The organism is Cesiribacter sp. SM1, from assembly GCF_020178975.1.
Taxonomy (GTDB): Bacteria; Bacteroidota; Bacteroidia; order Cytophagales; family Cyclobacteriaceae; genus Cesiribacter.
Map to the genome: position 1 here is coordinate 447,033 of NZ_JAHXBU010000091.1, position 24,488 is coordinate 471,520.

The 24,488-nt window shown below is 47.1% G+C and carries 17 protein-coding genes and 1 rRNA gene; 7 read left to right on the top strand and 11 right to left on the bottom strand.

Annotated features, from left to right (window positions below; all coding sequences use genetic code 11):
- Positions 1 to 87 precede the first annotated feature (87 nt).
- A complete protein-coding gene (locus KWJ01_RS19705; protein WP_224998816.1) occupies positions 88 to 504 on the bottom strand; it encodes a hypothetical protein in 417 nt (138 codons plus the stop codon).
- Positions 505 to 1,192: 688 nt separating this feature from the next.
- On the opposite strand from KWJ01_RS19705, the gene KWJ01_RS19710 reads away from it, so the two are divergent.
- The 3 genes from KWJ01_RS19710 to KWJ01_RS19720 all read left to right on the top strand — a co-directional run bounded on the left by KWJ01_RS19710 (position 1,193) and on the right by KWJ01_RS19720 (position 8,313).
- Complete coding sequence (locus tag KWJ01_RS19710) at positions 1,193 to 4,360, top strand: PAS domain-containing protein (RefSeq protein ID WP_224998818.1); 3,168 nt, start codon at positions 1,193 to 1,195, stop codon at positions 4,358 to 4,360.
- Between the two features lie 405 nt (positions 4,361 to 4,765).
- Entirely contained in the window at positions 4,766 to 7,138 is a 2,373-nt protein-coding gene (locus KWJ01_RS19715; RefSeq protein WP_224998820.1) for a TonB-dependent receptor, read from the top strand.
- 5 nt (positions 7,139 to 7,143) lie between these two features.
- Positions 7,144 to 8,313 (top strand): PepSY domain-containing protein, encoded by a 1,170-nt coding sequence (locus KWJ01_RS19720; RefSeq protein ID WP_224998822.1) that lies wholly within the window; start codon positions 7,144 to 7,146, stop codon positions 8,311 to 8,313.
- A 290-nt stretch (positions 8,314 to 8,603) separates the two neighbouring features.
- Here KWJ01_RS19720 and KWJ01_RS19725 read toward each other — a convergent pair whose 3' ends face one another.
- A complete protein-coding gene (locus tag KWJ01_RS19725) occupies positions 8,604 to 8,801 on the bottom strand; it encodes a hypothetical protein (RefSeq protein WP_224998824.1) in 198 nt (65 codons plus the stop codon).
- A gap of 342 nt (positions 8,802 to 9,143) precedes the next feature.
- On the opposite strand from KWJ01_RS19725, the gene KWJ01_RS19730 reads away from it, so the two are divergent.
- The 3 genes from KWJ01_RS19730 to KWJ01_RS19740 all read left to right on the top strand — a co-directional run bounded on the left by KWJ01_RS19730 (position 9,144) and on the right by KWJ01_RS19740 (position 16,680).
- On the top strand, positions 9,144 to 9,836 hold the full coding sequence (locus KWJ01_RS19730; protein ID WP_224998825.1) for a PKD domain-containing protein: 693 nt from the start codon (positions 9,144 to 9,146) through the stop codon (positions 9,834 to 9,836).
- A gap of 113 nt (positions 9,837 to 9,949) precedes the next feature.
- Complete coding sequence (locus tag KWJ01_RS19735; protein ID WP_224998827.1) at positions 9,950 to 12,862, top strand: PAS domain S-box protein; 2,913 nt, start codon at positions 9,950 to 9,952, stop codon at positions 12,860 to 12,862.
- A gap of 284 nt (positions 12,863 to 13,146) precedes the next feature.
- A complete protein-coding gene (locus KWJ01_RS19740; protein WP_224998829.1) occupies positions 13,147 to 16,680 on the top strand; it encodes a HEAT repeat domain-containing protein in 3,534 nt (1,177 codons plus the stop codon).
- Between the two features lie 223 nt (positions 16,681 to 16,903).
- On the opposite strand, the gene KWJ01_RS19745 is transcribed toward KWJ01_RS19740, so the two are convergent.
- The 7 genes from KWJ01_RS19745 to KWJ01_RS19775 all read right to left on the bottom strand — a co-directional run bounded on the left by KWJ01_RS19745 (position 16,904) and on the right by KWJ01_RS19775 (position 23,002).
- On the bottom strand, positions 16,904 to 17,233 hold the full coding sequence (locus tag KWJ01_RS19745; RefSeq protein WP_224998830.1) for an L-rhamnose mutarotase: 330 nt from the start codon (positions 17,231 to 17,233) through the stop codon (positions 16,904 to 16,906).
- A 123-nt stretch (positions 17,234 to 17,356) separates the two neighbouring features.
- On the bottom strand, positions 17,357 to 18,670 hold the full coding sequence (fucP, locus tag KWJ01_RS19750) for an L-fucose:H+ symporter permease (protein WP_224998831.1): 1,314 nt from the start codon (positions 18,668 to 18,670) through the stop codon (positions 17,357 to 17,359).
- 288 nt (positions 18,671 to 18,958) lie between these two features.
- Complete coding sequence (locus KWJ01_RS19755) at positions 18,959 to 20,308, bottom strand: ATP-binding protein (RefSeq protein ID WP_224998832.1); 1,350 nt, start codon at positions 20,306 to 20,308, stop codon at positions 18,959 to 18,961.
- A complete protein-coding gene (locus KWJ01_RS19760) occupies positions 20,277 to 21,368 on the bottom strand; it encodes a SpoIIE family protein phosphatase (RefSeq protein WP_224998833.1) in 1,092 nt (363 codons plus the stop codon). The genes KWJ01_RS19755 and KWJ01_RS19760 overlap by 32 nt, the downstream gene beginning before the upstream one ends.
- Positions 21,331 to 21,741, bottom strand: a complete 411-nt coding sequence (locus KWJ01_RS19765) for an anti-sigma regulatory factor (RefSeq protein ID WP_224998834.1) — start codon at positions 21,739 to 21,741, stop codon at positions 21,331 to 21,333. Before KWJ01_RS19765 ends, KWJ01_RS19760 begins: the two co-directional genes overlap by 38 nt.
- Complete coding sequence (locus KWJ01_RS19770) at positions 21,722 to 22,132, bottom strand: STAS domain-containing protein (protein WP_224998835.1); 411 nt, start codon at positions 22,130 to 22,132, stop codon at positions 21,722 to 21,724. The genes KWJ01_RS19765 and KWJ01_RS19770 overlap by 20 nt, the downstream gene beginning before the upstream one ends.
- 12 nt (positions 22,133 to 22,144) lie before the next feature.
- Positions 22,145 to 23,002: an STAS domain-containing protein gene (locus tag KWJ01_RS19775; RefSeq protein WP_224998836.1), complete on the bottom strand. Its 858-nt coding sequence runs from the start codon at positions 23,000 to 23,002 to the stop codon at positions 22,145 to 22,147.
- A 328-nt stretch (positions 23,003 to 23,330) separates the two neighbouring features.
- Here KWJ01_RS19775 and KWJ01_RS19780 point away from each other — a divergent pair, with 328 nt between their 5' ends.
- Positions 23,331 to 23,573: a hypothetical protein gene (locus KWJ01_RS19780; RefSeq protein WP_224998837.1), complete on the top strand. Its 243-nt coding sequence runs from the start codon at positions 23,331 to 23,333 to the stop codon at positions 23,571 to 23,573.
- Positions 23,574 to 23,591: 18 nt separating this feature from the next.
- Here KWJ01_RS19780 and KWJ01_RS19785 read toward each other — a convergent pair whose 3' ends face one another.
- Together KWJ01_RS19785 and rrf are read right to left on the bottom strand one after the other, a co-directional pair.
- The gene (locus KWJ01_RS19785) at positions 23,592 to 24,011 is read right to left on the bottom strand and encodes a response regulator (RefSeq protein WP_224998838.1); all 420 of its coding nucleotides are present in this window, start codon (positions 24,009 to 24,011) and stop codon (positions 23,592 to 23,594) included.
- A gap of 353 nt (positions 24,012 to 24,364) precedes the next feature.
- A 5S ribosomal RNA gene (rrf, locus tag KWJ01_RS19790) occupies positions 24,365 to 24,476 on the bottom strand.
- Positions 24,477 to 24,488 lie beyond the last annotated feature (12 nt).

Sequence of the window (24,488 nt, forward strand, 5' to 3'; positions counted from 1 at the left end):
GTCTGGTAAATGTGCTACCTGAAAAAATCAGAACATTGTGTTCGCAGGTATAGATTTTAAGCAATCGGTGTTCAGGATCAAATAATGTTATTTTTCTTCTTCTTCGCCTTTCAGGGTAGAAGGGTTCTTTTGTGAAACCACTTTACCTTTTTCGTCAAAAAGCACCAGTACGCTTGGCGCAGCAGCGGCTGCATCAGCACCATCGGCCAGTGCTACTTCGTACTGAACAGCTGCTGTAGCAGCACCTGCTTCTGGCTTCACTTCAGTTACGGAAACAACTTTATAAGCTTTAAACTCATCACTCTTCAGGTTTGCCTGAACAGCCTGAGGCAGCTCTTCAACTTTTATAGTACGACGTCCGGCCTCTTCAGGCTTGTCAGACATTTTATCTACGCTAATGGACTGCTCGGTATTTTGTTGCTGATCGGTTTGGGGAGTAGTCTGTGCTACTGCTACGCTCATTCCAAAAGCTACTGCTACAAAAGTTAATACTGTCTTTTTCATGTTTAATTCTGTTTTAAAAAATAGTTCTGCCAAGCTAATAGGAAAAGACTGTGCCAAACTTTCACGAAAGGCAAAAAACCGCGTTTAGACCACGTATAGAGAGATTTTGAAGAATTGGCAGGCTTAGCCAATATGATGAAAGCCTCTACAGTTGTAGAGCAATTCCGCCAAAAAGTGTAGAAACCTTACAACAGTTTCATTCAGTAAAGGCGCAACTACCACAGCGGTTCTGCTTCCCCACTACGGGCATGTCAGCTTAAAAATCTTGAGCAGCAAGTAGCGCTTTCTTTAGCGCCACAAGGGCAAGAGCAGTCCTGAACATGTAATGATCACCCCTCTTTTTGATTAACATTCTAAATTCTGTGAGCCTTTGATAGGTTTGATACATAAGCCAGTCCGAAGCAGGATATTTTCCATGAATGTTTGAACAGCGACCAGCCTAAGGGTTTACCCTCACTGCCTTCTGTGATTTTATCAGCATTGATTTTAAAAGCTGTTGCATTTACTGTTTTAGCACACAATTAAGAATTGTTAAGACATTATCCTGCTTTATAAAATTTTTTGAAATACTGCTCTTTCATTCAGTGTAAGGTGTTAATAATGTTTAAGAACCGATTTGGCCAAATAAGCAGCATCTTGTGTACATAAATCAAAGACACCTCTGTTACTCCAAAACCAACCAACTCCCATGAAGCTACCTTATACCCTCATCAAGGCAGATAAACTACGGTTACTCAAGGCAGAGTACCAGAAAATTCTGGATACAAACGCGGCAGCCACAGCTTTTATAAAGGAAATTGAAAATGGTAACCTTAGTGCCAGCTTTACTACTGATACCAGCGAAGCAGAAAGCCTGACAACGGCTTTACTGGCCATGCAGCATCAGCTGCAGCGCATTGCCGAAGAAGAAAGCCAGAGAAACTGGACCACCCAGGGCCTGGCTAAGTTTGCCGAGATCCTTCGGTCTGACAGTGAAAACTCCGGCTTCTTTTACCAGAAGATCATCTCTAATCTTGTAAAATACCTGAATGTTAACCAGGGAGGCTTGTTTCTGGTAGATGATCAGGATCGTGCTAACATAACTATTGAGCTGGTTTCCTGCTATGCCTACAACAGGCAAAAACACATTAGCAAGCAGCTCTATCCCGGTGAGGGTCTTATAGGCCAGTGTTACCTGGAGAAGGAAACCATCTTTATGACAGATGTACCTCAGAGCTATGTTGCCATAACTTCCGGATTGGGTAGCGCCAACCCTGGCTGCCTGGTTATTGTGCCGCTTAAAGTAAATGAGCAGGTGCATGGCTTTGTGGAGCTGGCAAGCTTTAAGCCCCTTTTACCCTACCAGGTGGAGTTTATCGAAAGACTGGGAGAAAGCATAGCCTCCAGTATAGCCAGCGTTAAAATTAATCAGCATACCCGGATCTTACTGGAGGAAAGTCAGCAAAAAGCCGAAGAAATGAAGGCGCAGGAAGAAGAGTTGCGCCAGAATATGGAGGAGCTCTCTGCCACCCAGGAAGGGATGGAGCGGGTAATGAAGGAGGCAAAGGCAAACGAGCGCTATGTTAAAGATCTGATGGCAGCCTCTACCGACTCTATTTTTGTAGTAGACAAGGAATATAAAATCGTTGATTATAATCCAGCATTCCTGGAGCCATTCAAGCATACTGGTTTGCAGGTTGAAAAGGGAGATAGCGTATTTAAGGTGTTGGCAGCGGGAGAAATTGATGGATTCAAGCAGCTACACAGCAGGGCCCTTAATGGTGAAAGCTTTGCCGTTCAGGAGCATATATCGGGTATAGACCTACATTTCCTTTCTAGCTACAGCCCTTTGAAAAACGAACAGGGCGTAAGCTACGCTGTAGCCATATTTGCGAAGAACATTACAGAACTGGTAAAAGCCAGGGAAAAAACCGAACAGCTGCTGCGTGAAAGCCAGCAGCAGGCAGAGCAGATGATGGCCCAGGAAGAGGAACTGCGCCAGAACATGGAAGAGCTTTCTGCCACCCAGGAAGAAATGCAAAGGGTGATGCTGGAGGTTCAGGCAAATGAGGCCTACATCAAAGCATTGATGGATGCCACTACAGATTCAATTTTTGTAGTAGACAAAGCATATAATATCATAGGATTCAATTCATCTTTTAGTGCAGCTTATGAAAACACACCCCTGGCAATACAAAAAGGCGACAGTATATTTAAGCTGCTGGCGGCGGGAGAAGTAGAAAAGCACAAAGCGCAATACAACAAGGCTTTTGATGGTGAGACCTTTGCTGTTCAGGAATATATTTCTGAAATGGACATGCACTTTCTATCCAGCTACAGCCCTTTAAAAAATGCCCAGGGCGAGATTTATGCAGCAGCCATCTTTGCAAAAAATGTAACTGAACTTGTAAAAGCCAAAGAGCAGGCCGATCAGTTCCTGAAGGAAAGCCAGCAGCAGGCGGAGGAAATGAAAGCACAGGAAGAAGAGCTGCGCCAGAACATGGAGGAGCTTTCTGCCACACAGGAAGAGATGGATCGGATCATGCAGGAGGTGCGGGCAAATGAGGCGTACATAAAAGAACTGATGGGTGCCTCCAAAGACACTATTTTCGTGGTAGATAAAAATTTTGCACTACTTGATTTCAACGCCACTTTTGCCGCAGGCATGAAGATCAGCGGCATAGAAATTGGAAAAGGGGATAGTGTTTTTAAACTGCTGGCGGAAGAAAGCTGGGAGAAGCACAGGCAGTATTACAACAGAACCTTTACGGGAGAAGCTTTTGAGGTAAAGGAGCATATTCCCGGCCCGGACCTGCATTTCCTTTCGAGCTATAACCCACTGCGAAATCAGCAGGGAGAAGTTTATGCGGCGGCCATCTTTGCAAAGGATGTAACCGAACTGGTAAGAGCCAAAGAACAGACCGAAAAACTCCTTGCAGAAAGCCAGCAGCAAACAGAAGAGTTAAGCGCCCAGGAGGAAGAGCTGCGCCAGAACATGGAAGAGCTTGCCGCCACCCAGGAAGAAATGAGCAGGATGATTGACAAGATCAACAGCCAGCAACAGCATTTTGGTGAATTACTGAATGGCTCGGATGAATCTATTCTGGCCATTGACAGAAACTACCAGGTGATTAGCTGGAATGACACCTTTGCCGCAATATTTGGAGGTGCAGGAAGTGGTATCTCCCAGGGTATGAGCATCCTAAGTGTATATCCGCCAGAAGAACGGGACGCAAAGAAAAAACTCTATGACCGTGTACTTGCCGGAGAACAGCTGGAAATGAACAACAACATGCAGCGGGATGGTGTGGAGCATACTATTCATGCAAAATACCACCCCCTGAAAAACAAGGGCGGAGAAATAGTAGCCGTAGGCATATATCTTCGGGAAGTAGTTGAGCCGGCAGCAAAAAAGCAAGCTGCTGCATCTTCTGCTAAAAAGAATGGAGAATCAGCATCGGCCTATGAGCGGGAAGCAATCAAACACGATTTACTCAACGGTGTAAATGTTGCCATCAATGTCTTTAACAGGCAGCTTCAGGTTGTTGATTACAACAATGCTTTTGAAAAACTAATGAAGAAGCATTACAATCAGGAGGTAGAAACGGGCATGCACTTATCAGCACTCATCAAAAGCAAAAAGGAACAAGCAGATTTTGAAGTTAACCTGAAGCGGGTTTTTGAAGGAGAAGCCTTTAACCAGACGCATAAATTTGAGGTATCTGACAGGACTGACTATGTACAACTGAGATATCATCCGCTACGGAACAGCCGGGGTGAAGTAATAGCAGCAGCAGTTTATGGCGAAGACATCACAGAAATTATTAACCTGAAGCAGCAAAACATGGAGCTGGTCCAGCAGCATAGCAAAAACTAAAGCAGGCGGTGCCGGGCGCATCATGCCATCAGTTGTGGTTCTGCCAACAGGTACTGTCATTTGAACAGCCTGTTGGCAGAACCACATTTTTTTTGCAAACTTTTTATTGCCAGCAGTTACACACTGGCTTTAATGCCATGCCAATGCTTTGGATGTGACTATTTTCTGGCCAAAACACAGCAAGTTGTTTTGCATTCGCACTGCACCAAGGCCGCCAGCCTAATTCCAAACAGACTAAAGAGGCTGTATACAGCTCCCCTTCCCCTCCCTCAGGCGTCATAACAGGGAGCTAACAGAAATTTAATTTAGAATTATTCTAAATAAGCATTGCTTTACACCTGTTTTATTTTTTAGTTTTACGCATGTTTAGAATTAGTCTAAATTAAAATACATCTCCCTACTACCATGAAACATTTTTTTACACTGATGATTTGCCTGCTTTTTGCAGCTTCTGCTTCTGCACAAGGGCAGACAGGAGCCATTAGCGGAAGGGTAATAACCGCCGCGGGTGCTCCTGCGGAATTTGTGAATGTAAAAGTTAAAGGCACCGATAAAGGTGCTGCCACCAATCAAAAAGGCGAATACACTATTGAAAACCTTCAGCCCGGTACCCACACCCTGCTCTACTCCTACATAAGCATGCAGCCACAGGAAAAAGCAGTTGTGGTGAAAGGGGGCGAAACAACTTATATGCCAGATGTAACCCTGGCAGAAAGCCAGGCGCAGTTACAGGAAATAGTAATCCAGGGCGCCAGCCAAAATAATTATCATGTGGAGCTACCCTCTTCTTCTCTGCGACTGCAAGGACCGCTGCTGGAAACACCTCAGAACATTCAGGTAATTCCGCAGCAGGTTCTTCAGGAGCAGCAGTCTATCGATATGCTGGAATCGGTATCGCGCAATGTAAGCGGTGTACAGATGATAGAGCACTGGGGCAACTTTGCCCGCATTAACATGCGTGGTTTTAAAATTCCTGCCTTCCGCAACGGCATGAATGTTGATATGCCCTGGGGTCCGTTAACAGAAGACATGTCGATTGTAGACAGGATTGAATTTGTGAAGGGTCCCGCCGGCTTTATGCTTTCGTCAGGCGAACCTGGCGGCCTCTACAATGTAGTAACCAAAAAACCTGTACTTAACCAGCAAAACGAAGTAACCCTCACCATGGGCAGCTTCAATACCCTGCGCAGCACCCTGGATCTGGGCGGAAAGCTAAGCAAAGACAATAAGCTGCTGTACCGGCTAAACCTGATGGGACTCACCAAAGGTGCCCATCGTGATTATGAGTTTAACAACCGCTACACCATTGCACCCTCTGTCAGCTACGAGATCAGCAACAAAACAAATGTAACGGCACAGTACATTTACCAGTACTCTCAAATGTCTGTGGTAGGTGCCGCCTATGTTTTCTCCCCCAATGGCTTTGGTGACCTGCCGCGCGATTTCACCCTTACAGAGCCTAATATTGACCCCAGCGATATCCGGGAACACAACCTGTTTGTAAACCTCGAGCATCACATAAGCCCCAACTGGAAACTCTCGGCACAGCTTGGCTACCTCAACTACAAACAGATAGGCAGCTCTATGTGGCCACTGGACCTGGACAGAGCAGGTAATTTGGTCCGCGGCCTAAGTATCTGGGATGCGCTGAATGAAGCTAAACTGGGCCAGGTTTTTGTAAACGGTTCCCTTGCCACCGGTCCTGTAAGACACAACGTACTGGCTGGGATTGACCTGGGACATAAGGATTACTATGCCGACTGGTTCCAGGGTGCAGCCCTCGATGGCGAAGGCTCCTTCAATGTGTATGCTCCCTCCTACGGCCTCCCCTCTTCTGCACTGCCCCGGTTCGACAGGAGTGAAAGCATCCGCAACAGGGCATATGGCACCTATGCTGCCATAGTTGGTCAGCGCTACTCCTCGTTTTATGTGCAGGATGAGCTGGGCTTTTTCAACAACAAAGCCCGCCTTACCCTGGCTGGCCGCTATACGAGCTATAATGGCTGGAGCTATGGTGCTTCTACAGATGATGGTGTGTTCTCTCCCCGTGCAGCGCTTAGCGTAACCGTAGCAAAAAACACTTCTGTCTATGGCCTCTACGATCAGTCTTTTATACCACAGTCGGGTGCCAGTGCCAGCGGTGAGCTGTTTGTTCCGGTAAGAGCCAATAACCTGGAGGCAGGCCTTAAGCGCGAGTGGGCCAATGGCCGCTGGAGCTCTACCCTGGCCGTTTACCAGATCACCAAAGACAATGTGCTTACCGCTGATCCTAACAATCAGAATTTCTCGATCCAGCTGGGACAGGTGGTTTCTAAGGGTTTAGAGTTTGATGTACAGGGCGAAGTTCTTCCGGGCCTGCAGCTTATTTTAAACTATGCCAACACCGATGTTGAAATAACAGAAGATACAAACGAAGACCGCGTAGGCGACCGTCTGGCCGGCCATGCCCGCCACATGACGAACGGCTGGCTCAACTACAGCTTCCGGCGCAGTACATTAAAAGGCTTTGGACTTTCACTGGGCTACCAGTACCAGGCAGATAGATCTTCCTGGAACCTTGGTGCCGATAACGGATCACAGCTACCAGATTATTTCAGGCTGGATGGTGCGCTTAGCTGGAGGAATGACAACTTTTCTGCTGGCATAAACATAAACAACCTGCTGAACGACTACCTCTACTCCGGCAGCACCACTGAATTCAGAACGGGAGAAACCTCCTACTACTGGCAAACAGAACCAGGCACCAACCTGCGCTTAAACCTGGGCTATAAATTTTAAGGAGCATGACGGTAAAAAAACTGGTTGGTAAACTACACCTCTGGCTCGGACTCATGTCCGGGCTGGTGGTGTTCATCATCTCCATTACAGGCTGCATCTATGCTTTTCAGGCCGAACTGCAGGACCTGCTGCAGCCTTTTAGATTTGTTGAGCAGCAGCAGACACCTTACCTGCCGCCATCCCGGCTGCAGGCCCAGGCAGAAAAAGCCCTGCCCGACAAGCTCGTTCACAGCGTGCTGTATGCAGAACCCGGCAGAGCAGCCGAAGTACTCTTTTACAGTCACGACCCTCACTACTACTACAGTGTATTCATGAACCCCTACACAGCTGAGGTTTTAAAGGTACACGACATTAACAACAGTTTTTTCGGACTGGTGCTGGAGGGGCATTTTTACCTCTGGCTACCCCATGAGGTTGGCCAGCCACTGGTGGCTTCTGCTACCCTTATTTTTGTAGTAATGCTGATAAGCGGCATTATACTATGGTGGCCCCGTAATAAAAACGGCACCCGCCAGCGCTTTACCATTAAATGGAATGGGCGCTGGCGCCGAAAAAACTACGATCTGCACAATGTGCTGGGCTTTTACGTAAGCGGCATTGCCCTGCTACTGGCTCTCACCGGCCTGATATGGGGCTTTCAGTGGTTTGCTGCTGGGGTGTATGGCCTGGCATCGGGCGGCAGGGAGCTCAAGCCTTACCAGGAGCCGGTTTCAGATACTACCCTGATGGCAGGAAAAGCAGCAGACATGCCAGCCATAGACAAAATCTGGTACAATATGCGTGCACAGCACCCCAAGGCAGCTGTGCTGGAGATTCACACCCCATTAAGCCCCTCCTCTTCCATCCTGGCCGCCATTAATCCCAATTCAGATACCTACTGGAAAATGGATTACCGTTATTTCGATCAGTACAGCCTGAAAGAGCTGTCGGTAGATCATGTATGGAACAGGTTCCACAAATTAAGCGGTGCAGATAAGCTTATGCGCATGAATTACGATATCCACACAGGCGGCATTCTGGGCTTGCCTGGCAAAATCATCATGTTCCTGGCCAGTCTGCTGTGCGCAAGTTTGCCTGTTACAGGTATCTGCATCTGGTGGGGAAGAAAAAATAAGAAAGCACTGAAAGCAGATAAACCCGATAGAAAAACAAAAAGAGCGTTGGCAAAGGTGTAGCTCTCTGCAGCGAAAAACCAAATCTAGAGCAACAGCTCAGGTCCCTGTGGAAAATACATACGGGCCTGAGCTATTGTATTTAACGTGCGTTAAGGATTAGCATCAGCGTCAGTTGCTCCTTATTCGTCATCCCCTCGCAGGCGGGGATCTGTCAGGTAGGGAGTAATGGTGATTTCACTTGTTTAAGCAACAGATCACCCTCTTCAGGGGAATGACGGCTTGAGTTTGACTCTAGAAGAAGATAACAGGTAGAGTATCAGTAGCTTAAACAATAACTCACCTTATTTATGCTACAGGATGCTTCCGATAAAAGCCGGTATGCCTACTACTCCTGCGCTGCCTCCGCCTGTTTGCAGCAGTATCTGCCACTCCTGCCTGCCTGCAAAATCATAATAGACATAAAGCCTGTAATCATTTTTATTTTCTAATTTTTCGGCTAATATTGCTACTACTGTTACAGCCAATAAAACAGCCTTTTTTTTTACCACCAGGTTCTTAAACAGAACATTAACCTCATTTACGATCAGGATAAACTATACAAGCACATATTTAAAGAGAAGCGTTTTGCAGCTGTCGCAGCCAGGCTTGTGCAGCCACAAAACCTCAAATTATTCAGGCATAATAAATTATTGAACTTACAGCAGAAACAGCCTTTGCCTTTTAAGCGTTAGGCTTTAACAGCAACTGCAGTTATATAGCATTACCGTTATTAAAATCATACTGCTGATGGGCAGCTCTTAGCAAAGCTGGTATTTAAAAAACCAGGCCGCTGCTGCTTAAACCGGGCTGCTGGATCTGCAATATTTTTTACAGATATAAAATTTTTTTACATGACCAGAACTAGCGCAGCAATACTGGGCACCCTGCTCCTGCTGTTTCAATCTGCTGCAGTACTTTCGCAGAGCAGACGGCAACCTCAGCCCCAGCTGATGTCCTACAGCTATGACGTAACATCACCCCTACTCAAGGGTGTACCCCGCGATACACTGATTTGTGCCAACTATCCGCCAGCGCCTAAGGTAACTGCCGTAGATGAGGTGGATGGCCCTATAAACCGTGTTACATTTTCAGAAGAAGTTTCTGAGGGCCCTTTCTTAAATTCAAACCTTATCCTTCGCCAGTGGTCGGCCACCGATGCATCGGGCAATACAGCCGAAGCCTACCAGTTTATTGTTGTCAGGAAACCATACAGCGTAGCTGCCATCTCTGCGCCTGACCAGCCCCTTTCTGTAGATTCAGAAGTTGCTGTGCTTGCAGCCATCAGCCATAGTGGCAATTTAAACAAAGGTGCCCGGGCCAATGTAACATGGACCTGGGCTTGGGGCGATGGAACCGAATCAGAAGGAAACTTTACAGATCACCAGGTAGCCGGCAGCCACACCTATGAACATGCGGGAACCTATATGATTAGCCTGAGGTATGAGGATGAATGTGGTAGTGCAGTGTTCCCGTACCAGCACAAACTTACGATCGGTGAATCATCGCCCACGGCAGATACTTCCCCATTAAACCAGCAGCCGTAGCATTATTCTATTAGATACAGCGCTTTAATTCAGTCTGAAAGCAATCATTTAACTTTTGCTCTTTTGATTATTCCATTAGTAGCACTAGATTGAAAGCGGTTAAATTATCCCGATTGGAAGAGCAACTGATGCATTTTAGTGGCTACGCAGATTTTACCTTACAGGATGAGGATCTGGTAGCAGAAATGGCCAAAGCATATCTTGCTTTGTGCAGGGAAAATAATTTACCACTACTCATCTACTTTAGCCACTTAAGCGAAGAGGAGCAAATAGCATATTGCCGTAAAAGTATTACTGATTTCCTGGAAGAAGTAAAGAGCGGGACTGCGCTGGAAAAGGCATTGGCTACGGTAAATCAATGGAGGGCAAACCAACATCCTGTTATTCCTTCAACTGGTATAACTGTTTCTGATGTTGTGCTGCTCTACAGCATCAGGAAGCAATTGTATCTAAACTTTCTCCCCAGGTATACAGAAGAGATAAAACTTTACCACCAGATTGTGCTGGAGCTGGAGTTTTTTCACAGGCATCTGGAGCAGTATGCTTTCCAGACCTATATAGAAACCCAGCAGGAAAAGCTCAAGCAGGAAAAAGAACTTAGTGAGAACATCATCAACAACAGCTCTGATGGCATTATGGCCTTCGACAGCGAAGAGCGCTTCATTTTGTGGAATAAAAGCCTGGAGCAACGCTACAAAAGGAAAAAAGAAGATGTTTTAGGAAAGAAGTTTTACGAGGTGTACCCCGATCTAAAGGAGAGCCAGGTAGGGCAAAACCTCATCAGGGCCCTGAAAGGAGAGCGAATATTTATACCAGAGCAGGAAAATCCTTACCGGCATGGCTGGTATGAGGCACACGTAATTCCCCTGCTTGATAAAAGCAATCATCCTTTTGGTGCGGTTAGTATTGTTCACGACATCACCCAGTGGAAAGACAGCCAGCTAAAGCTAAAAGAGCAGCATGAAGAGTTACTGGCCATCAATGAAGAGTTGCTTGAAAAACAAAATGAGATAAATGAAGCCTACGAAAAGCTAAAGGAGCATGAGCATTTCATCAAGCATGTAACAGACTCCATACCAGGCACCATCTTCATTTACGATATCATTGAAAACAAAGTCATTTATGCCAATGAAGAGGTGCGCAGCCTGCTGGGCTATTCACCTGAAGAGATCATTGCACTGGGCAGCCGGGTGTACAGCAGCTTAATACTTCAGGAAGACATACATATTCTGGAAGAAAGAAACCGCCGCTACCGGGAGATGAAGGAAGGAGAAACCGCAGAGGTTGTGTACCGGAACAGAACCAGGCAGGGCGAGGTGCGGTTCATCAGGTCAAAGAGCAGAATATACAAATACACCCCTGATGGAAAGGCCTGGCAGGTTCTGGGGATACTCGAGGACGTAACCGACAGGGTAAAACAGGAAATAGAATTAAGGCAGTCGCGTGACTACTACCTGACCATCCTGGAAGATTTTCCCAGCCTCATCTGGCGGGCAAATACCCAGGGCCTCTGCGACTACTTCAATAAAACATGGCTGGAATTTCGGGGGCGTACCATGGAGCAGGAGTGGGGAAATGGCTGGGCAGATGGCGTGCATCCCGACGACTATGCGCGCTGCCTGGAAATTTACCAGACGAACTTCAGGGCTAAAACGCCCTTTGTCATGGAATACCGCATGAAAAGGTTTGATGGTGAATACCGCTGGATTATTGACCACGGCACTCCTTTGCAGGATGTAAACGGCAATTTTACGGGTTTCCTGGGGGCCTGCTTCGATATACAGGAGCGTAAAGACTTTGAACACAACATCCAGGATAAAAACCAGGCACTTTCCAATGCCCTTGAGGCACTAAAAACTACCCAGGAGCAGCTGGTGCAGGCCAACGAAACCCTTGAACAGCGGGTGCAGCAACGCACAGAACAGCTAAATGCCGGCGAAGAACAACTGCGCCTTTTAACCGATTCCCTGCCCACACTGATCTCTTATATTGATAAGGACCTGGTTTATCGTTTTGTTAACCGCACGTATACCACCTGGTTCGGATTACCTAAAGAAGAAATTGAGGGCAGACATGTAAAAGAGCTTGTTGGTGAGGGGGTGTTCCAGGATCTGTATCCTTATATACAGGATGCACTGAAGGGCAAGCAGGTGAAAATAGAGGGCAAGATGGCCTATAGGTATGGCGGGAGCAGAAATGTGTCTAATAACCTGATACCACATCTGGACAATGGAGAGGTAGTAGGCTTTTACGCGCTTGTGTACGACATTAGCGAAATCAGGAAAGCACAGGAATCGCTTGAAACAGCCTTAACAGACATTACTCTTAAGAATGAGCAGCTTAGCAAGATCAACAACGACCTGGACAGCTTTGTGTACACCGCCTCTCATGACTTAAGAAACCCGGTAGTTAACCTGGAAGGGCTGCTGATGGCACTCCGAAAGCGGTTGTCGGATGTTGAAAAAACTGATGTAAACCAGTTACTGGTCATGATGGAAACCTCGGTTTCTAAGCTCAACCAAACGATCCGCGACCTCACCGAGATTACCAAAGCACAAAAAGGGCTGGAAGAAACTGAAGAGGAAATATCCATCAAAAACAAGCTGGATGATATTAAACTGGAACTGCAGGATAAGATCAGGCAAAGCAACCCCATCATCAGGGAAGACCTGCAGGTAACCAGCCTTACCTATGCCAGGAGAAACCTCCGCAGTATATTGTACAACCTCCTGACCAATGCCCTTAAGTACAAATCAGAAGAACGCCGCCCGGAGATAACCATCCGCACATACCGGGAAGGAGAATGGGTTGTGCTTTCAGTTCAGGATAACGGACTGGGCCTAAACGAACAACAACGCCAGAAGCTGTTCACCATGTTCAAGCGGCTTCATACCCATGTGGAAGGCACCGGCATTGGACTCTACATCATAAAACGTATTGTGGAGAACAATGGCGGCAGAATAGAGGTAGAAAGCCAGCCTAACGTAGGCAGTACGTTTAAGGTGTACTTAAAACAGGCAGTCTAGTGCTTTGATCACACTTTTGGCAGCCGCCGCTGCGTGTAAAGCAGTATGTAGGCATCAACCCAAATAAATACTGGCAAATCAGTACTCTTTATGCTGAAAACAGTCTTCAGCAGTGGCTTTCTCCAGCACAGCTGATTGCTTTAAAATCATCAGGCAGCTATCACTTTTTTATATAGATTTTGGCTATTTCCGGGGCTGTTTTGTGGCGCCAGCATCATTGTCAGTAAATAAAGTCTTATATTTATTGACCAAATTTCTTAGAACTCCCCTACTGCACAGCTTTTATGAAAAATGCTTTCTTTGGCATCCTGCAGAATAATGCAAAAGTTTTGTTCCTGTCAGCACTGCTTCCTGCTTTCTCCCTATCGGGATGCAGGGAAATGGCCTCCGGCGAAACTACAATACCACAGCAACAGGCTCCTGTTGATTTGAGAATTACCACGCTGGACTCTGCCAGTGCTGCTTCTATGGCAAAAACAATAGAAGCCTCGGTTAATCCCGAACTGGCAGAAGGCCTTAGTCTCCGGATCTGGGCTGTAGATTCCCTGGTGGCCGATCCTATCTCCATAGATATAGATGACCTGGGCAAACTCTATTATACCAGGACCAACAGGCAAAAAAACTCTGAATTTGATATACGCAGCCACCAGGAGTGGGAAACCCCATCCATACAGCTGCAAACGGTTGAGGATAAAAGAGCCTTTCTGCATAAGGTGCTATCGCCGGAAAACAGCGACAAGAATAAGTGGCTGGCCGACCTGAACAAGGATGGCTCCCACGACTGGAAGGACATGACTCTTGAAAAGGAACATATTTACCGGCTAGAAGATACCTCCGGCGATGGGCTTGCAGACCTCTCGCAGCTGGTGGTGGAGGACTTTCACGATGAGGTAACCGATGTAGCCGGTGCAGTGCTGGCCCATGGCCAGGACCTTTTTGTAGGCGTAGCTCCGGATATGTGGCGCATAAAAGACAGGAATAATGATGGCATTGCTGATGACAAAACCTCTATCTCCCATGGCTATGGTGTGCACGTAGGCTTTGGCGGCCATGGCATGTCTGGCCTCGAAATGGGTCCGGACGGAAAAATCTACTGGGGCATTGGCGATATCGGTTTTAACGGAACCAGTGCCGACGGCACCAAATGGGAGTTTCCGAATGAGGGTGTGATCGTTAGGGCGAATCCCGATGGCAGCGATTTTGAAGTCTTTGCCCATGGCCTCCGCAATACCCACGAATTTACTTTCGATGAATGGGGCAACCTCATCAGTGTGGATAACGATGGCGACCACCCCGGCGAAAAAGAAAGGCTGGTGTACATTGTAAACGGTTCCGATACGGGCTGGCGCATTAACTGGCAATTTGGCAAGTACCGCGATCCCGATAACAACGCCTACAAGGTATGGATGGATGAAGCCCTCTATAAGCCCTGGTTTAAGGGACAGGCTGCGTACATCACGCCAGCGATTGAAAACTTCATCAGCGGACCAACCGGCATGATTTACAACCCCGGTACAGCCCTGGGGCCCGAGTGGAAAAACACTTTCTTTGTAGCTGAATTTGTAGGCAACCCCTCCCGCTCAGGCATCCACGCTTTTAAACTAAATCCAAAAGGTGCAGGCTTTGAGCTTGGCAAGAGCCAGATGATCCTGAAAGGAATACTGGCAACAGGTATTGACTTTGGCCCCGATGGTAGTATGTATGTGGCCGACTGGCTGGAAGGCTGGGATACCAAAGACCATGGCCGTATCTGGAAGCTGGATGTTCCCAATGGAGCCTCCTCGCCCGAGCGTCAGCAGACACAACAGTTATTAGCGGCTGATTTTGAACCTTACAAAGAGGCAGCGCTGGGTGAGCTGCTGGCACACCCCGATATGCGGGTGCGGCAAAAAGCCCAGTTTGAGCTGGCAACCAGAGGCAGCAAAGGCGCCAATGTGTTCGGGAAGAGCGTAAAGCAGACCAGTAACCAGTTTGCCAGAATTCATGGCATCTGGGGCCTTGCACAGCTGGCCCGCCAGGACCAGAAATGGGCCCGCGAGCTAACGCCCCTGCTCCAGGACCAGGACCCTGAAATAAGAGCACAGGCAGCTAAATGGCTGGGCGACATCCGGTTTAAACCAGCAGGCAGTGCCCTGATACCCCTGCTGAAAGACCAAAACAGCCGCGCCCGTTTCTTTGCTGCAGAAGCCCTGGGCAGAATTGGCTACGAACCTGCCATACAGCCCATCATCAGCTTGCTGGAAAGCAATAATGATGAAGATCTTTACATACGCCATGCCGGCAGCCTTGCTTTAGCCAGAATTGGCAAAGCAGAACCAGTACTGGCACTCGCCACACATCCTTCGCCAGCCGTACGCATGGCGGCAGTTATTAGCCTCAGGCGGCTGAAGCATCCGGGTATTGCCAGCTTCCTGGCCGATAAAGATGAGTACATTGTAACAGAAGCGGCCAGGGCCATTAACGACGACCTGTCCATTGAGCAGGCGCTGCCAGCCCTGGGTGATGTGTTGCAAAGTACCTCCTTCAGAAATGAGCCCCTGTTAAGGCGTGCCATCAATGCAAACCTAAGGGTAGGCAGCGAAAAGGCCATGCAAAATCTTATTGACTTTGCAGCGAAAGAAAGCAGCCCTGTTACAATGAGAGCCGAGGCCGTAGATGCCCTAAGTACCTGGGCCAGACCATCTGTGCTGGATAGGGTTGACGGACGCTACAGAGGCGTCATTACACGCGATCCTGCCCTTGTGAGCAGCAAGGCTGCCGATGCATTCATTAAACTGTCAGCCCACCGGGATTTAGGCTTACGCTTAAGTGCTGTCAATGCCATTGGCAAGCTTAAGATAGACCAGGGAGCAGATCGCTTGCTGGCACTGCTCAAAACTGATAGCCAGGCCAAACTGCGGGTTGCCGCACTTAGGGCACTGGCCCTGCTGGATAGCCCGCAAATTGACCAGGCCATTGAGCTTGCACTTACTGATAAAGATAAAACTGTTAGGGTTGCCGGGCTGGACCTCCTGCCCAAGCTGGACATCAGCAAGGAGCTGATGGTTTCCCTGCTGTCTGATGTGATCGAAAAAAGAACAACTGAAGAAAAGCAGGCTGCACTCTTAACCCTCGGCACCCTGCCTGTGGCTAATTCGCAGGCAGTTTTTGAAGGCTTGCTACAACGTATGGAAAAGGGCACACTAGCGCCTGAAATACAGCTGGAGCTGGCCGAAGCCATCGACAGTACACGCTCCCAAACTTTGATTGCCAGCCTGAAGGAGATCAGTGCCAAGGCAGCTCCGGGTACTGCCGCAGCGGGTGCTGCAGTACCAGCCAGTGCATCTTTTGCAGGCGTTTTACATGGTGGTGATGCGGAACTGGGCAGGAAGATATTCTTCCAGCACCAGACAGCTCAATGCATGCGGTGCCACTCCTTTGATGACATGGGCGGCAATGCTGGTCCGCGCCTGAACGGCGTAGCGGCAAAGCTCAGCCGCCAGCAGCTGCTGGAGGCCCTGGTAGATCCCAGCGCACGCATTGCACCGGGCTTTGGTATTGTAACACTTGATCTGGCAGGCGGTAAAACGGTAAGTGGTGTGCTGCAGAAAGAAAACAGTAAAGAGCTGGTTCTGAAAATAGGCAACCAGCCTGACACTCTTATCCGTAAAGCAGATGTTGTAAAACAGGTGAACGCCTCTTCCAGCATGCCCAATATGGGCTACCTGTTAACCAAGAGAGAGATCAGGGACCTGGTGAGTTTTCTCTCTACCTTGAAAAAAGATGATATGCAGGACCCGGGCCGGCGTGGAGAAACAACGGACAGCCATGGGCATTAAATCATTACATTGACTGCACCTGCAGAAAGTAGTGGATAAGGAATAACATAGTATCATGAATAATTCTGAATTTTAAGAAGCCAGGATTATACCCAACAAAAATGGCCCCTGGAGATTTCCAGGGGCCATTTTTCAGGCTTTTCAATAATGTTGATTAGTGCAGCAGCGGGTATACTGCAGGAAGTGCTGTTGCTCATTTTGTACCTTATGCACCCGATCCACCTTAAAGTTCAAAGATCTTGTCCATCAGCATCCATTTTTCGCCTGCTGCGGCCCAGGGCAGGGGCTGCTGAAATTTCCACATCAGGGTTTCCCACTCCAGCACTTTAGGGTTAGCGCTATCCATTGCTTTCTTCTTTTCAAAGCTGAAACTACTGTCTGCTTCCATGATCATAAACAGGCGGTTAGCCAGGCGGTAAATCTGCATACCGGTGATACCGGCATCCAAAAGGCTCTGCCTGATTTCCGGCCAGATATTACGGTGCCAGAAATCATATTCCGCAATAAGCTGCGGATCATCTTTCAGGTCCAGCGCAAAACAGAATCTATCCATGCTCATTCTAAAGAATCCATCATGAGAGGCCGATTGCCTAATCTGCCTTAGTGAAGCAGCCTTTTGTTCTTTTTGACTAACTGCCAGATATAAATATTTAACAGGCCGGCCTGCACCAGCTGCTTAGTAGAGCGCTTCGGCCGAACCTTTATGCTTATGCCTTCCGGCAGCCTCCATCTTTCTTTCCATCAGTGCATATAGTGCAACTACAATAAAGCAGCAAAAGGGCACAAAGAAAGCCAGGTTGATATTCTGTGCCAGGTCTGAAACATGCCCCTGTACAGCTGTTAAAACTGCACCTCCCAGAATAGCCATGATCAGGCCCGAGCCTCCTATCTTAGTATCATTGCCAAGATCGCGGATGCCCAGCCCGTAGATGGTGGGGAACATCAGCGACATACAGCCGGAAACGGCTATAAGCGCATATACCCCTACAAGGCCGCTTCCATAAATGGCAATCAGGGTAAAAGCAGCAGCAGCCAGGGAAGTGATTAGCAGCAGGTTTCTGGGGCTTACCCACTTCATGAGCCCGGTGAAGATAAAGCGGCAGGCGGCAAAAAGTACCAGCGCTGCCATGTAGTAAGAGGAGGCACTATCTTCGTTCAGCTGCAGCTCCTGCATTACGTAGCGGATGGTGTAAGACCAGATACCTATCTGTGCCCCCACATAAAAGAACTGTGCCACCACTGCCCACACCCAATGGGGCGTTCTCACAAGTCTTTTGAATGTCGGCAACAAATCCAGCTCTGAGCCTGCATCTGAGGCTTTTGGCATTTTCGTAAACTTTACGACCACCCACAGCAGCACCAGGAAAACCGCCACACCCACATAGGGGCCCATTACGGCTGTAAGCTCTTCGGATTGTATAGCAGCAAGTTGCTCAGCACTCATGCTGCTGCGCTCCTCTGCAGTAGAAAGGTTTAGCTGCGAAAGAATAAATATCTTGCTAAGCAATACCCCCGTAAACGAACCAATGGGATTGAAAGACTGCGCAAGATTTAGGCGGCGGGTGCCGGATGCCTCCGGACCCATGGCTACAATATAAGGGTTAGCGGCAGTCTCCAGGATGGAGAGTCCGCCGGCCAGGATGAACAGGGCCAGCAAAAAGTGCCAGTAAACCATGGTAATACTGGCCGGGTAAAACATAAGAGAGCCCAGCACAAACATACCCAGGCCTAAAAGCACCCCTGTTTTATAGCTATACCTTTTTATTAAAATTGCGGCAGGCAGAGCCAGGCAAAAATAAGAACCATAGAAAGCTACCTGAATCCAGGAGGTCTGAAAATCAGACATGCTCATGATCCGCTTAAAAGCAGACAGGAGTGTGTCTGTCATGTTGTTGGCCAGACCCCAAAGGAAGAAAAGACTGGTGATGAGAATAAAGGGCCAGGCATTACCCCGCCTGATGAGTGAAGCTTTCTCTTGAATATCTTTCATGATTCAGGTTAAAACAGATAAAGCCGCCTTCCAGGCCATCGGCATGCAGCACTACTAAATTATAGGCACCCACATTCGTTTGTGACAACGGTAGAGTTTGCTATAATTTTGTATTTTAACCTTTTTACGAAATAAAAGCAACGCAATTCAGCAGAATAATTACCGGGTTCATGTCTGAAAGTCAGTACCCCGGCAGTAGTTTTTCTGAACTACTGCCGGGCGTTCAACCGCATGCTCCTGTGTATTGCCCTGATGGGAAATAAGCTTTTGCAGACAGGGGCTGCATGGCTACAGAACAATTTCTGCGGGCCAGGTAAAACAAAAACGGCTGCCCTCCTTCCAGTGCTTTGGGTCTTCTATCCAGATCCTGCCGCCTTTTTCCTGAACTATTTTCTTTACAATAGACAGGCCTATTCCCGTACTGTCTACACCTTCTACTTTGTGCAGTACAGCAAACATCTTAAAAACTTTATCCCGCTTCTCTTCCGGTATGCCCAAACCATTATCTTCTACATAGTAGAAGAGCTCGCCATTCTCCATCTGCTCAAAACCAAGTTTTACCCTGCCCTCCTGTTTATCGTTGTATTTGATGGCATTGATCAGCAGATTGCTGAATACCTGAAAAATGAAGATCTCTTCAGTGTAGACTAAAGGAAAATCCTGCTCGATCTCGATTCTGAATGTATCAGGCATGGAAAGCCCCTCTGTAAGCTCATGCAGCATCTTGTTTAGGTCTACCTCTTTTTTATCCATCTCCTCATGGCCTGTGCGGCTGTAGGTGAGAATGTTTTCTATCAGACTTTCCATTTTCTGAAACTGCCCCCTGAACATAGAGATAATTTCCTGCTGGCTTTTGCCGCGACCCTGTTCTAACAGTTGCACCAAGCCTTTGAGGTTACGGATTGGCCCCTTTAAATCGTGCGATACGATATGTGCAAACTCATCCAGCTCCTCGTTTCTTTTTAAGAGCAGCTCGTTCTGCTGCGCATAGTCTTTTGAAAGTTTGGTCAGCTTACTGTTATTCTCCTCGAGCTCGCTGTTTAATGATTGAATTTCCTCGAGCTGCTCCTGCACCTGTGCCTTACTTTGCTTAAGCTCTTCCAGGGTTTTAAGCAGGAGGTGATTTTGCCGCTTGAGTTCGTCGTATGGCGAAGCGGGGCTGAGCTGGCTGAAATGTTTGCGCCAGCCAGAAAGTATTATGTGGTTGATGGGAGGGTGATTAGCCGGAAGGCGCCTGCCAATACGCACGCAGGTGCCGCTCCCCTCTGTGCTGTCAATTTCAAATTTATCCGACAGCCGCTTGCAGTTATAGATGCCCGTTCGCTGCCCTTCCGGTAAATTACTGATCCTGTTCAGCAGTTCAGCCAGTTTTTCAATACCCGGACCTGCATCGTTTACCACTGCTTCTACATAATACTGGCCCCCATCTTTAGAAATATAAAAGCCAACCATACCCCCGCGGGCATGCACCAGCGCATTGCGGCATATTTCAGAAACGGCCGTAGCAAACTTTGTCTGCTCTGTAAAATTCAGGCCCGATATCTCTGCCAGCTGCATGGCCTTCTTATAGGCGATTACCAGATCGAGCTCCCTTTCCAGGGATACTTCAATGATTGGCTTTTGTACCTTGTCCTCCATCTGTTTCCGGGTGTTTGCTAACGACTACAGTTACATCATCGGTGCCCCTGCTATGGTCCCTGTACAGGCAGGCAGCTATCAAAGATAAATCGTGTTTTTGGATCTGTTGATATTTAGATAAATCCCAGCGGGATGTAATGCCATCGGAATGCAAAACTAACAGTTTCCCTCTTTCCCAGCTTAACTCCTGGTCGTGAATACGGGATGAAATGGTATGACCAACAATGCCATTATAAGACATCAGTGCCCGGGCAGTGCCATCGGGGCCTAAGAGTTTACCGCTGATATTACCCACACCACAGTAGCGCAGCAACTTTTCCTTTAAGTTGAACTGAAGGGCCATGCTTACAGCTCCCCTTGTTTTTTTTATCTCCTGATGAATAAGCTTTAATACCTGCGCCTGGTCTGGCTGTACAACCTTTAGATATGCCGCTATGGCCGCCTCAGCAGCAAGGTGCGCGTCGGGGCCATGCCCCAGGCCATCCAGCACCAGTATCCTTAACAACTGCTCTGTGGGTTCATATTCAAAATAATACCCATCGCCACAGAGCTTCTCCCCCGGTTTGGGTACAGAAACGGCAGCTATGGTTGGTGTTTTATCAAACCATAGAGGCAGTTCTTTTGTAAAAAGGCGCGATAAAACAGCGGTACCCACGCCAGGCTGTGAATAGATATCGAAAGTATCTGAAAGCCGTTTAATGGCTCCCAGCCCTTCGCCTGCAGTTCCGGAAGTAGAGTAGCCATCCTGCAGGGCAAGTCCCATGTTTGTAATGCCGCCGCCGCCATCCAGGGCAATTATTTCAACACCTGCTTCTTTATTATGATAGAAAGGTTTCCAGAGCAATTCGCGTTTGCGCTGGCCAAACTTGAGTAAGTTAGAAGCCAGCTCAGCAACTATGATATCCAGACGGCCTATGCGCTCTGCAGAGAATCCTAGTGATTCAGCCTCTTTGGCTATTTCTTTTTTTATCAGGCTAAGATAGCTTCGGTCTTCGATACGGTATCGGGTATGAGTGAAAGAGCTACCGTTTCCAGCGGATGATTGTAACGGTTGTTCCATTCCCGGGTGTAGATTGTATATCGAAATAATTTACCAGCCGCTTAGCCCCCGGTAATCCCAAACCTAAGCTTTTGTTTGTGGAGAAGCCATCCTGCATGGCTTTTGGAATATCGGCAATACCAGGCCCCTGGTCTTTGAAGGTAACCCTGACACCTGTCTGCAGCCGGTCAGTGACCACCTCTATGATTACCTCTCCCTGCCGGGCATAAACCAGAATATTACGCACTAACTCACTGGAAGCTGTAATCAGCTTGGTTTGGTTAAGTAGGCTCATGCCAATTTTACTGGCATATTCTTTTAGCCGCTGCCGGAATAAAACTACATCCTGTTCAGAAACTATTTTTAAAGTTTCTTTATTCAGGCTGATCATCATCTTCCTCAGCCTCCCCTATGTCAAATTCGGCTTCTTCCGTTATTTTTTGCTGCAGTAATTCCATGCCTTTTTCCACATTAAGTGCTGTATACACTCCGGCCAGGGGCAACCCCAGCTCTACAAGTGTAATGGCTACAGCGGGCTGCATGCCAACCACCACCGTTTGTGCATCCATTATTTTAGACATGGTAGCAATATTGCCTATGATGCGACCCATAAAAGAATCCACAATGGATACTGCCGATATGTCTATCAACACACCCTTCGATTCATGCGCCTGTACTGCATTGATGAGGTCATTCTCCAGGTTGAGGGCCAGGCGGTCGTACATGTCTACCTGAATGGTAACCAGCAAAAAATGCCCCATTTTCAAGATTGGTATTCTATCCATCAGCAGACAGGTTTATTGTTTTGCTTTGGCTTTAGTAACCACCATCTGCTGCTTGGTGAAGGCTGAACGTAAGGCAGAAGCCATGGAGGACTTGGTTTGCACTCCGGTTAGATCGATACCAAGGTGCACGATTGTTTGTGCAATTTCAGGACGTATACCACTGATAATGCACTCTGCGCCCATCAGGCGGGTGGCATTAACTGTTTTAATCAGGTGCTGGGCTACCAGGGTGTCTACGGTAGGCACACCGGATATATCCAAAATAGCTATGCTGCTGCCGGTGTTAACGATCTCCTGCAGCAGGTTCTCCATGATGATCTGGGTACGCTCACTATCCAGGGTTCCAATAATTGGCAGGGCCAGTATGCCTTCCCATACCCTGATTACAGGTGTGGATATTTCATTGATTTCGCTGGTCTGGCGAAGAATTACTTCTTCCCTGCCTTTGATAAAGGCTTCCAGCGTTACCAGGCTCAGGCTATCAAGAAGATCTGATATTCTGATAATTTCCTCTATCAGTGTATTCTGATCAGCCTTCAGTTCATCCTGCAAAACCTGCACGATTGCTTTTTTCAGGCTTAACACATATACAGCTGTTTCGCGCGGTGTAAAACCGGCATAAGCGCGGGTAATGGAAAGAGAATTCAGAATTTCGATTACAGGATAATACTCCTGGGTACTGATATCGGAATAGTTACCGCTTCTAACTGCCTGAATAAATGAATTCAGCAGCTCATCTGACTGCGTATGCAGTTCATCGTTCGACATCAAATCTTCTCGTAGTGTAGGATCCTGGATTTGATTTTTTATCCAAGCCTCAAGCACATCGTTTTTGCGCTTACTCAGGACTTCAGAAGTTTTATTAGCCATTTATATAAATGTAGATTTTAAGTTATTGCTTTTTAACTACTTCTATGCAATCAGATTTCAGAGAGGATTGGCTGCAAAAAAATTCCGGGGCCCTTCATGTTGGATAGGAAAAGAAGTCACTAAAAATCATGTAGTACAAGTATAAAGCTTTAAGAGGATATAATGCGTTCTTTTTTAAGAAAACAAAAAATGCTGATGAAATAAAAAAATTTGATCAGTACTTTGATGAGTGAAGTAACCAGAATACCTGAATCATCACATCCATTTATTTGCTTTTTAAGCCTAAAATGATCTGGCACACAGGCATTGAACACGTATTGACGCTTGTATGTTTTTTCGTATTGCAACTGCAGCATCAAACCAGCTAAGTGCATTGATCAAAGCTATTGCCCGGGAGCATTTGCAGACCTACCGCTCTAATGGGGCTTTGTCCCCATCAAAAGTGTGCATCACAGGTATCAGGGATTTTAACCCTGCTGTGTATGGGTTTGTTCAAACTACAACAGCTGTTACTACTGATGGTGCCTATGGCAAAGGCTGGTTATGTTTTTTCAATGTAACGCTACCGTAAATAAAGAATCATTTGCTTTTACTGACTTACCTTTCGCCCTTCGAGAAGCTCATGTACGGCTTCTTTTTGCAGAGGCTTTACCAGGTATCCCTGTAGTTTGTTTCCAAACGAGGCTGCTCTTTCTCTGTCTTTGAAATATATAGAGGTGGTGAGCATTACAATGGATACCATACCATAATCTATGCCGCTTGACTCTAATTCTTCCAAAAACTGAAAACCACTCATCGTCGGCATATTGATATCTAAAAAAACCAGGTCAGGACTTGACACCTTATACGTTGTTGCAGCATAATGCTGATGCATGTACTCCAGTGCCTGATAGGGGTCATTGATACATATTATCTCATGGGCTACCTGCATACTTTCAAGGAAGCGTTTGTGGAGGAAGCTTGTCATCTCATCATCATCGATGATCAGAATCTTTTTGATCTTCTTCATAAGAACTAAGTTTAAAAAGGTACAGTTGGAGGCGTTTAACTGTACTGCGTTAACCAAAACCACTCTTAGGAATCAGCTTAGTATAAATCAGCAAACCTCTCTTAACTCTACAGATTACATGCCACAAAAAGTAGAGTATAATAAATACCTGTTTAACTGCTCTACAGATCCTTTTTTTTAGTTAAACCAGCTCCAAACATTTTTGGTAAAGACTTTCAGGTTTATCATAATGAAAGGCCATTCTTTAAATGAGAAAGAAAGAACATGCATATGTTTATTCCGGATCCCTTTTGAGAAGCCAAAGGCACAAAAAAAGCCTCACACTTTGCAGTATGAGGCTTGAGGTATAAATGGGTTGGCGGCGACCTACTCTCCCGGGTGTTACCCAAGTACCATTGGCGCTACAGGGCTTAACTTCTCTGTTCGGAATGGGAAGAGGTGAACACCTGTGCTATAGCCACCATTATTTCTTTTGGT

Coding starts and splice junctions, on each gene's coding strand:
- KWJ01_RS19705 (WP_224998816.1), bottom strand. CDS start 504: ATGAAAAAGACAGTATTAACTTTTGTAGCAGTAGCTTTTGGAATGAGC.
- KWJ01_RS19710 (WP_224998818.1), top strand. CDS start 1,193: ATGAAGCTACCTTATACCCTCATCAAGGCAGATAAACTACGGTTACTC.
- KWJ01_RS19715 (WP_224998820.1), top strand. CDS start 4,766: ATGAAACATTTTTTTACACTGATGATTTGCCTGCTTTTTGCAGCTTCT.
- KWJ01_RS19720 (WP_224998822.1), top strand. CDS start 7,144: ATGACGGTAAAAAAACTGGTTGGTAAACTACACCTCTGGCTCGGACTC.
- KWJ01_RS19730 (WP_224998825.1), top strand. CDS start 9,144: ATGACCAGAACTAGCGCAGCAATACTGGGCACCCTGCTCCTGCTGTTT.
- KWJ01_RS19740 (WP_224998829.1), top strand. CDS start 13,147: ATGAAAAATGCTTTCTTTGGCATCCTGCAGAATAATGCAAAAGTTTTG.
- KWJ01_RS19745 (WP_224998830.1), bottom strand. CDS start 17,233: ATGGATAGATTCTGTTTTGCGCTGGACCTGAAAGATGATCCGCAGCTT.
- fucP (WP_224998831.1), bottom strand. CDS start 18,670: ATGAAAGATATTCAAGAGAAAGCTTCACTCATCAGGCGGGGTAATGCC.
- KWJ01_RS19755 (WP_224998832.1), bottom strand. CDS start 20,308: ATGGAGGACAAGGTACAAAAGCCAATCATTGAAGTATCCCTGGAAAGG.
- KWJ01_RS19760 (WP_224998833.1), bottom strand. CDS start 21,368: ATGGAACAACCGTTACAATCATCCGCTGGAAACGGTAGCTCTTTCACT.
- KWJ01_RS19765 (WP_224998834.1), bottom strand. CDS start 21,741: ATGATGATCAGCCTGAATAAAGAAACTTTAAAAATAGTTTCTGAACAG.
- KWJ01_RS19770 (WP_224998835.1), bottom strand. CDS start 22,132: ATGGATAGAATACCAATCTTGAAAATGGGGCATTTTTTGCTGGTTACC.
- KWJ01_RS19775 (WP_224998836.1), bottom strand. CDS start 23,002: ATGGCTAATAAAACTTCTGAAGTCCTGAGTAAGCGCAAAAACGATGTG.
- KWJ01_RS19780 (WP_224998837.1), top strand. CDS start 23,331: ATGTTTTTTCGTATTGCAACTGCAGCATCAAACCAGCTAAGTGCATTG.
- KWJ01_RS19785 (WP_224998838.1), bottom strand. CDS start 24,011: ATGAAGAAGATCAAAAAGATTCTGATCATCGATGATGATGAGATGACA.